We start from the raw sequence: 7,334 nt of genomic DNA on the forward strand, positions 1-7,334 counted from the left end.
CAGTTGACTTCAAGTAATCACATTGCAAAACTTGGTTAAATCATCACATTAGTGATGATTTTTTTGTGACCAAAAAAATTTAGGGCTACGCATTAATTCCATTCTGTTTGATTCACAGACCTCTCCTCCCTAATGGTCAATGTAAAGTTGTCCGTTAGAGAATGTTTAAAACTGAAATCACATGGTCACATACAATAGGAAGAAAACTTTTACTATGTCGGATATTTAAACTTTTACGTAGTCGATTGTAATCGTTAACGTAATGTAAGTTGCTACCTTAATCGATTGACATTCACAAAATTATCATTTGGCAAAACATCGGTTTCGAATTTTTGAATCAGCTTAAGCAGCTGGATAGTCTCTTCATATCCTAAATCGTTCACCCATTGATTGAAACGCTTCAGATGCTCCATTTCAATCATATTAACGATATGAAGGCCGCTTTCAGTCAAAGACAGATATTTTACACGCCGATCACTATCGTTAGTATCTTGCTTAACTAATCCACGCTTTAATAAAGGTGAAATTTGAGCTGAAATACTTGCAGGGGCAACTTTTGTAATTTCCGCGATCTTTTGATTCGTCAATTTTTGATGATCTCTGATAAGTTTCATGACCAGCCATGCATTGTGCGATAAATTATACTGTTGGTCAACAACCGAAACAAATTCATCGAGAAACTTTCCCATAAATAGAAACGCGTTGTTATATTGGTCCATTAATTCTTTATTGTTCATGATAGCTTCCTCCTGAGTATTTATTTTCACGAAGACAGCGTGATACCACAATTGGTATATAAATTGGTGCTCCAATAGTCATTATATTGGTAACTAGTTTAGATGCAAATCTTTTGTACGATTATTTAATTTTTATTTTTAGTTTATCAATTATTTAAATATAAAATCAGGCAAAAATAATTATGTACGTAAACGACAAAAGTAGGATCATATGCAAAGTCTCTTAGTAATAAAAAAAGCTCTCAGCAAATTAAGCTTGCTAGAGCTCTTTTTGTAGATTGAAAATTGTTGAACACAAATAAAATGCAGTCGTCGTAAGAAATCCCAGTAAATATTCACATGTATTAAAGGATATTAATTTCAATTTTTAACTTATTTATAAATTATATCATATCATCTATGGCACAAGCTTTAAGAAGATTATAAAAACTGTGATAATTCTGCCTGCCTTATTTCATGAGGAATAAAAGTGCGAATTTCATCTTCTGAAAATCCGCATTGTAGGAATGAATGTGTCGAATCAAAAATAATCGGAAAGTGAAGCATTGTTGGGTCTTTATCAATAAACGCGAGCATTTCACCCAAAGAAATTTCATTTAAGTCATGTGTTTTTTTGAACAACAGAATAGATTTTCCTCGCGTGGCAAGTAGATCATCTAACCCATTTTCTGAAGCTGCTAAGAACGATTTAAGCGGAAGCTTAACTAAACCAGGCAAACTAGGATGCACACGATGTTCAGTAAAATCAATATGATGTTTTTTAAACCAAGTAACAGCCCTTCTAGAAGGATAGTTGGATGGTAACGTATAAATACTAATCATAGTCCAAACCTCAATATTTATTTTTAACTTCACACTGTAGTGTACACAACACTAATTATAAATACAAACAATTAGTAGGGCTAACTTATTAGGTCGTTTACTTTGCTAAGTAAACCTTTATATAGCAAAAATTGAATAGACCGAAAAGATCCTGTACAATGTGATGTAATTTTTGAAGGAGAAATAAACCTATGAGAAAAATTAGTATTTTATTTGTATCTTTATTAACCATAATGACTGGTGCGGTTTTATCTCCAATATTGCCTCAAATAAAAAGCGCCTATCCTTCCATTTCTACGATTTGGATTGAATCACTTGTAACCATACCCTCTTTATTTGTCATTGCACTGTTGCCATTAATCAATAAACTCAAAATTTCTAGTCGCAAACAAGCACTAATTGGTTTATTTATATATAGCATTGGGGGCCTAATTCCGTTGATCTTTTTATCCTTCAAAGCTCTAATTGTGTCAAGATCATTAAGTGGCGTTGCGCTCGCATTGATTGCCGGTCCAGCTATCAGTTTAATTACAAGTAATTATTCAGGAAGCACTCAACAAGAATTCCTTGGATATGCCAGTGCTGTTACAAATATAGGCACTGTTAGTTCAGTTTTGTTTGCGGGTTTTGTTGCGCCTATTTCATGGCGGCTTACCTTTTTGGTTTACAGTTTGGGGGGGATTTCTTTTTTACTTTTATTATTTTTTGTTCCTGAAAATGAAGTAACACCAACTATCAGCAGCAATACACCTTCCAAAAATCCGCCAGTGATTTATCTGCTTTTTTTTCTTAGCCTGTCATTAACCTTAATCTACTTTGTTCTTCCAACTAATCTTGCTTTTTATGTAACCGATGTACTGCATATTAAAAGCAGTCTAATGACCTCATATTTTAATGGCCAGTATTTCCGTATTCGGCTTTTTTATCGGTCTATTTTATAGAAAACTCAAATTATCAATTATAAACAAAGTTGTTTTCGTTTTTATTGGATTCAGTTCTGGTATGTTTTTACTTTCCATGGGCGAATGGATTCCTTCTTTAATATCTATGCTACTGATTGGTATTGCACTTGGTTTGGGCATGCCGTTTTTAAATGAATGGGTCTCAATAACTTCTAATGATGCAAATCGAAAGAGAAATATCGCGACCAGTAACGCAATGATTTTCGCTGGTCAGTTCATGTCACCTTTTGTTTTCCAATTTCTATCTAAACCATTCGGATTTCATGAACGAGGTATCTTTTTTATAGCTGCGGTTATTTCAGCATTCCAAATTATAATTGTGTTTTGGGCTGGTAAAAACACAACCGAATCAGCTAAATGAACCTCATGATTTTTGATTACAGAAAGCGGATATCGCTTAGTGCATTCATTGTAGTATTAAGCAATATCCGCTTTTCATACTTAATTGTCGATCGCTGTTCATCAGTTTGCCTTTATTTTGTTCATATCGTGTTCGTAATTCCGATCGTATTCATTGTTTATTTGTGTGATTATATTTCACAATCGTAAAATATGATATTGTTTTAATTATATTAGTTGAGAACAATTTTTGGAAAATTTTTGTGTGCATGCTAGAATACGTGCATATATTAGAAAGGGGGTATGTACTTATGGCAAATGTCACAATTGATAAAGACATTATTTATGATGAAAATTTGGATTTAAAATTGGATGTTTATCAAGGCGATAACCAAAATGATGCACAACGTAAGGCAATCATTGATATTCATGGTGGTGGTTGGTGGCTAGGATATAAAGAAGAAGAAGCCGATTGGGCGACCGACTTTGCTCAACGTGGCTTTATTGTTTTCGTCCCTAACTATCGTTTAGCACCTAAAGTCTTGTATCCCGCTCCGGTAGATGATTTGGTTTCAGTATTTAACTGGATCAAGCAATCTGAATATTCTTTCGACCGCGACAAGATTGGGGCTGTTGGTATGTCTTCAGGTGGCAACCTAGCGATTGAATTAGGTTTAAGAACAGGGATTCCGATTGCTTCTTGGTCTGGAATCATTGATTTAGATCATTGGGTTGAACAACATCAAGATGTTGTTGCGCCAAACAAAAATGCGCCAATTCCTGGAACGCCTGTCTCACAGATTAATCAAACTGGCGCAAACGATCCTTATTACAAATGGTTTGTACTAAACTATGTTAATAATGATCTAGATCTATTAAAAAAGGCTTCTCCTTTACATCGCGTAAATAAAAATGCCGGACCAATGTATTTAGCCAATTCTTTGGACGAGTTAACGCCAACAGCTGCTGTTGAAAAGCTACAAAGTGAACTCACAAAGAATATGATTCCGTCGGTTGTACAATTTGTCCCTGGTCATGGACATGGTGAAGCCTATACAAAGCAAGCACAAGAACCAACCGTCGCTTTCTTTAACCAATATCTATAACCATACATTTTAGAAGTTGCAGGCTCGAACAATCGATTATCTAGCGGCATGAAGAGATAAATCACCAAGAATAATGGCATCTAGTTGTTATAATTCAAATAACAATTAGATGCCATTTTTTATCATAACCGCTTTAAACCTTGTTAAAATCCCATGTAAGTAAAAAGTCTATCAGGCTTCGTCGCAAATCCCACAGTGTAGCAATCAATATTAAAAACTGTTGCACTTTAAAGTCTTATAAAATCAGCACAATCTGCAATTTGTTTTTGGAGGAACAAAATATGACGAAACGTAATTTAAATAGACTCTGGTTCATTATAGTAACAATTATAATATTAACTCTATCATTCAATGGCCCTGGTTTCGTCATGACGCCTTTTAAAGGAACTTCGATGATAGAGACCTCAGGAAAGGTGGATTTGCCACTCGTCAATCTGGTCCTTTTACTTATTGATCTTGGGTTAGCAAAATATATTTGGCGTATTAACTTTGGCTTGAGCGTAGTTAAATTGAAAACCTATTCTAAGAGAATAAATACACTGTTGTGGGTGGTCCCAACAATCATCATGATCTTAGCAAGTGTTTTCTATCCTAACCATTTGATGGCGTTCTTCAAAGTAACGCTTCCTAGTCAAGTTCTTGTCGGACTATTTGGTACCCTGATTGCTGCAATAATCACTGGATATTTTGAAGAAGTTGTATTCCGCGGTGGGATATTTGGATTTCTTAACAGCTTAATTCACTCTGAAAGATCAATCTTATACTCATCACTAATCGCTGGCTTATTCTTTGGCGTAATCCATCTTTCTAATCTGGCTGGAGGCGCCAGTCTCGCGTATACCTTAGCACAGATGTTTTACGCGGCTGCATATGGTTTCTTTGCCGGGATGATTTATGTGAAAACGCAGAGCTTATTGTTACCCGTGATAAGCCATGCTCTTGCTGATTGGTTCGATTTTTTCTTTAATATCTCTGTACTGGGAAGAATCGACAAACCTTTTATTCTATCACTCGTCTCAATTATTCTAACTATCGTTTTTATCGTATGTGGTTATCTTATTTACAAAACAATTGATGAGAAAGATAAAACCGAATTCGATGCTAAATACCATACCTTTAATTAACCTACCTATGAATTTGAAAGGACATCTTTAGAAAGATAGCTAAAGGAGCAAGCTTTACGTTCTATCAGTGACCGCTAGACATGCCGATTTTTGTCGTCCTCACTAAATTTATGATGACAAATGATCTAAACGTAACCTTTTTAAACCATTTAAAGTAATAACTGCACGATTACTGTAACTACCCTAAAATTTTTAACCCCAAAACTAGATGCTAATGTCTTTTTTCATAAAATCTTCGTTGAATCGTTGGCGATAGTCCTTAAGTTAACAAGCTAATCAATTAGGTTTTTAGAAATCTAACTAAAATAACAATTTAAAATAAAAAATACTTCCTCCCCTAATTAGTCTGTGTCATAATTGGGACATTAAGTATTGCCTCAAATTTAATTTTGCAAAGGAGATCATCATAAATGAACTTAAGTAAGCACTACAAATTATATAAAGATGGTAAAAGCCTCGTTAATGGCGTGATTATTTCAGGAACTGTCATGCTAGGACTTATTACTCTTTCCGGAAATAATGCCCGCGTACACGCCGATACGCTCTCCCAAACAAGCAATGGTTCAGATAATGCGTCTGTTATTTCAAACCAAAATAATCAAACGGTAGTTTCGCTTAATTCAAATCAAAATGCTAAAACCACCACTGATCCGCAACCAAATCCCATAAATAATAATCCACAAGATAGCGAAGTGTCTGCTTCAAGCACAGGTGCCGTTGCCGCCAACAGCTCATCTAACTCACAAGAGCCAGAACGTGCAACTCAGTTAACTACAAGTTCCGATAAAACTACTGAAACCGATGATCAAATTAACGATCAATCTTCTTTACCATCACTACCACAAAGTGAACCCATTAGTGGTAATCCCGTAGCGTTGACGGTTAATACAGCCTCGACAGATGTGAAAACTGCCACTAATCAAGCTGAGTTTTTAAGTAATGACCCGCAAGCATCTCAAGCACCTGTCACGGTGTCAAATAATTTTAACAACGGGCCGTTTAACGGTGACTCATTGATTACCGTCAGTGGTGAATTGAATGGGCCATTCAAAAGTGGTGATAGTCTCACATTTACTCTTCCCGTCAATAATGTAGATGTAGATAACAGCCCCGTCACATTTAACGGGGCCGAAGCATATGGTAATTTCAAGTATGATAATACAACTGGCATTGGGTCTTATACATTTGACAAAGATTTCCCCGAGATTGATACCCCAATCAAATTCAATTTAAATTGGAGTGCAAAGTCCGACGCTTCAACTGGAAACAAAGTGTCAGTCACAAGTACTTTAGGCGGACAGACTACCCCTCTTATTTTTACAAACGGACGTGATTTTTATGACACTTTGGGACCAGGTCAGCCCGGTGATCAAACGTATTTGACAATAGCCCCTACACCTGGCCTGTATGGAATTAAGGGCGCTGGGAACGATAATTATATCGGATCAGGACAATTTTTGCCTACCGGACAAATGACTTTTTCGGTGGTTATCAACCCTGGTGGCGGCTTATCAGATGCTAAAGATCGCACCTTAACTATTTCTCCGATTGACGGAGGAACGCTTTCACCAGAAGATGTTTATTATTCCAACAATCATGGTAACTTTCCGGCAAACGGTGCTTCTTCATATATACCACTTGACCAAATGGTTAAAGAATCGAACGGCGCAGTCAGCTACACAACTGGTACCAATTCAATAACCATCAAGTTTGCAGATGGTTATAGCAGTAGGTGGGATATTATTGCCATGATCTTAAAGAACCCTACCGATTTAAATAAAGATCAATACCGTATGAATTTTGTATATGCAACTTCTTCTACGAATCTACCGGTGTGGGGATCTCCTGCTTCTCCAGGTGGTAAGTATCAGAATAATTCTAGTAAAGGATTTGTACCAAATATTCAAGGCAATGTAGACCATAACTATTACGTTGGACAAGTATCGCAAGAACAATTGTCAGCACAATTATTAAGTGGTGTCACCGCAACAGATGTCGAAGATGGTAATCTAACCTCAAAGATTGTCTTAGACGATAGTTCTATTAATGTTAATACGCCAGGTGTATATAAAGTGACCTACAAAGTCACTGACGCAGATGGAAATATTGCAACTGTTACCTCTGATATCACCATTAAAGCAGACCAACGCTCAATCTCTGCTAATGACTTCACCATGCACGTTGGTGACGCTACTCCTGATGCGGCTAGCTTTGCTGCTTCTGCCACTGACATTGATGGTAAGG

The 7,334-nt window shown here is 36.2% G+C and carries 7 protein-coding genes; 5 read left to right on the forward strand and 2 right to left on the reverse strand.

Annotated elements, in window-relative coordinates:
• Positions 1 to 272 precede the first annotated feature (272 nt).
• Both ACKTR5_RS11470 and ACKTR5_RS11475 read right to left on the reverse strand, forming a co-directional pair.
• Complete coding sequence (locus ACKTR5_RS11470) at positions 273 to 737, reverse strand: MarR family winged helix-turn-helix transcriptional regulator (protein ID WP_407881628.1); 465 nt, start codon at positions 735 to 737, stop codon at positions 273 to 275.
• Between the two features lie 420 nt (positions 738 to 1,157).
• A complete protein-coding gene (locus ACKTR5_RS11475) occupies positions 1,158 to 1,559 on the reverse strand; it encodes an ArsC/Spx/MgsR family protein (RefSeq protein ID WP_407881629.1) in 402 nt (133 codons plus the stop codon).
• A 191-nt stretch (positions 1,560 to 1,750) separates the two neighbouring features.
• On the opposite strand from ACKTR5_RS11475, the gene ACKTR5_RS11480 reads away from it, so the two are divergent.
• From ACKTR5_RS11480 to ACKTR5_RS11500, 5 genes are all read left to right on the forward strand, one after another.
• On the forward strand, positions 1,751 to 2,500 hold the full coding sequence (locus ACKTR5_RS11480; RefSeq protein ID WP_407881631.1) for an MFS transporter: 750 nt from the start codon (positions 1,751 to 1,753) through the stop codon (positions 2,498 to 2,500).
• Entirely contained in the window at positions 2,454 to 2,882 is a 429-nt protein-coding gene (locus ACKTR5_RS11485; protein ID WP_407881633.1) for an MFS transporter, read from the forward strand. Before ACKTR5_RS11480 ends, ACKTR5_RS11485 begins: the two co-directional genes overlap by 47 nt.
• Before the next feature lie 289 nt (positions 2,883 to 3,171).
• Positions 3,172 to 3,966, forward strand: a complete 795-nt coding sequence (locus ACKTR5_RS11490) for an alpha/beta hydrolase (protein ID WP_407881635.1) — start codon at positions 3,172 to 3,174, stop codon at positions 3,964 to 3,966.
• 281 nt (positions 3,967 to 4,247) lie between these two features.
• Positions 4,248 to 5,090: a CPBP family intramembrane glutamic endopeptidase gene (locus tag ACKTR5_RS11495; RefSeq protein WP_407881636.1), complete on the forward strand. Its 843-nt coding sequence runs from the start codon at positions 4,248 to 4,250 to the stop codon at positions 5,088 to 5,090.
• 410 nt (positions 5,091 to 5,500) lie between these two features.
• A partial coding sequence (locus tag ACKTR5_RS11500) for an immunoglobulin-like domain-containing protein (RefSeq protein ID WP_407881637.1) occupies positions 5,501 to 7,334 on the forward strand: 1,834 nt, incomplete at its 3' end.

It is taken from the genome of Furfurilactobacillus entadae, assembly GCF_045862745.1.
Classification (GTDB): Bacteria; Bacillota; Bacilli; order Lactobacillales; family Lactobacillaceae; genus Furfurilactobacillus; species Furfurilactobacillus entadae.

Bases quoted from the DNA above. Each gene is read 5' to 3' on its own strand.
- ACKTR5_RS11470 (WP_407881628.1), bottom strand. From the start codon at position 737: ATGAACAATAAAGAATTAATGGACCAATATAACAACGCGTTTCTATTT.
- ACKTR5_RS11475 (WP_407881629.1), bottom strand. From the start codon at position 1,559: ATGATTAGTATTTATACGTTACCATCCAACTATCCTTCTAGAAGGGCT.
- ACKTR5_RS11480 (WP_407881631.1), top strand. From the start codon at position 1,751: ATGAGAAAAATTAGTATTTTATTTGTATCTTTATTAACCATAATGACT.
- ACKTR5_RS11485 (WP_407881633.1), top strand. From the start codon at position 2,454: ATGGCCAGTATTTCCGTATTCGGCTTTTTTATCGGTCTATTTTATAGA.
- ACKTR5_RS11490 (WP_407881635.1), top strand. From the start codon at position 3,172: ATGGCAAATGTCACAATTGATAAAGACATTATTTATGATGAAAATTTG.
- ACKTR5_RS11495 (WP_407881636.1), top strand. From the start codon at position 4,248: ATGACGAAACGTAATTTAAATAGACTCTGGTTCATTATAGTAACAATT.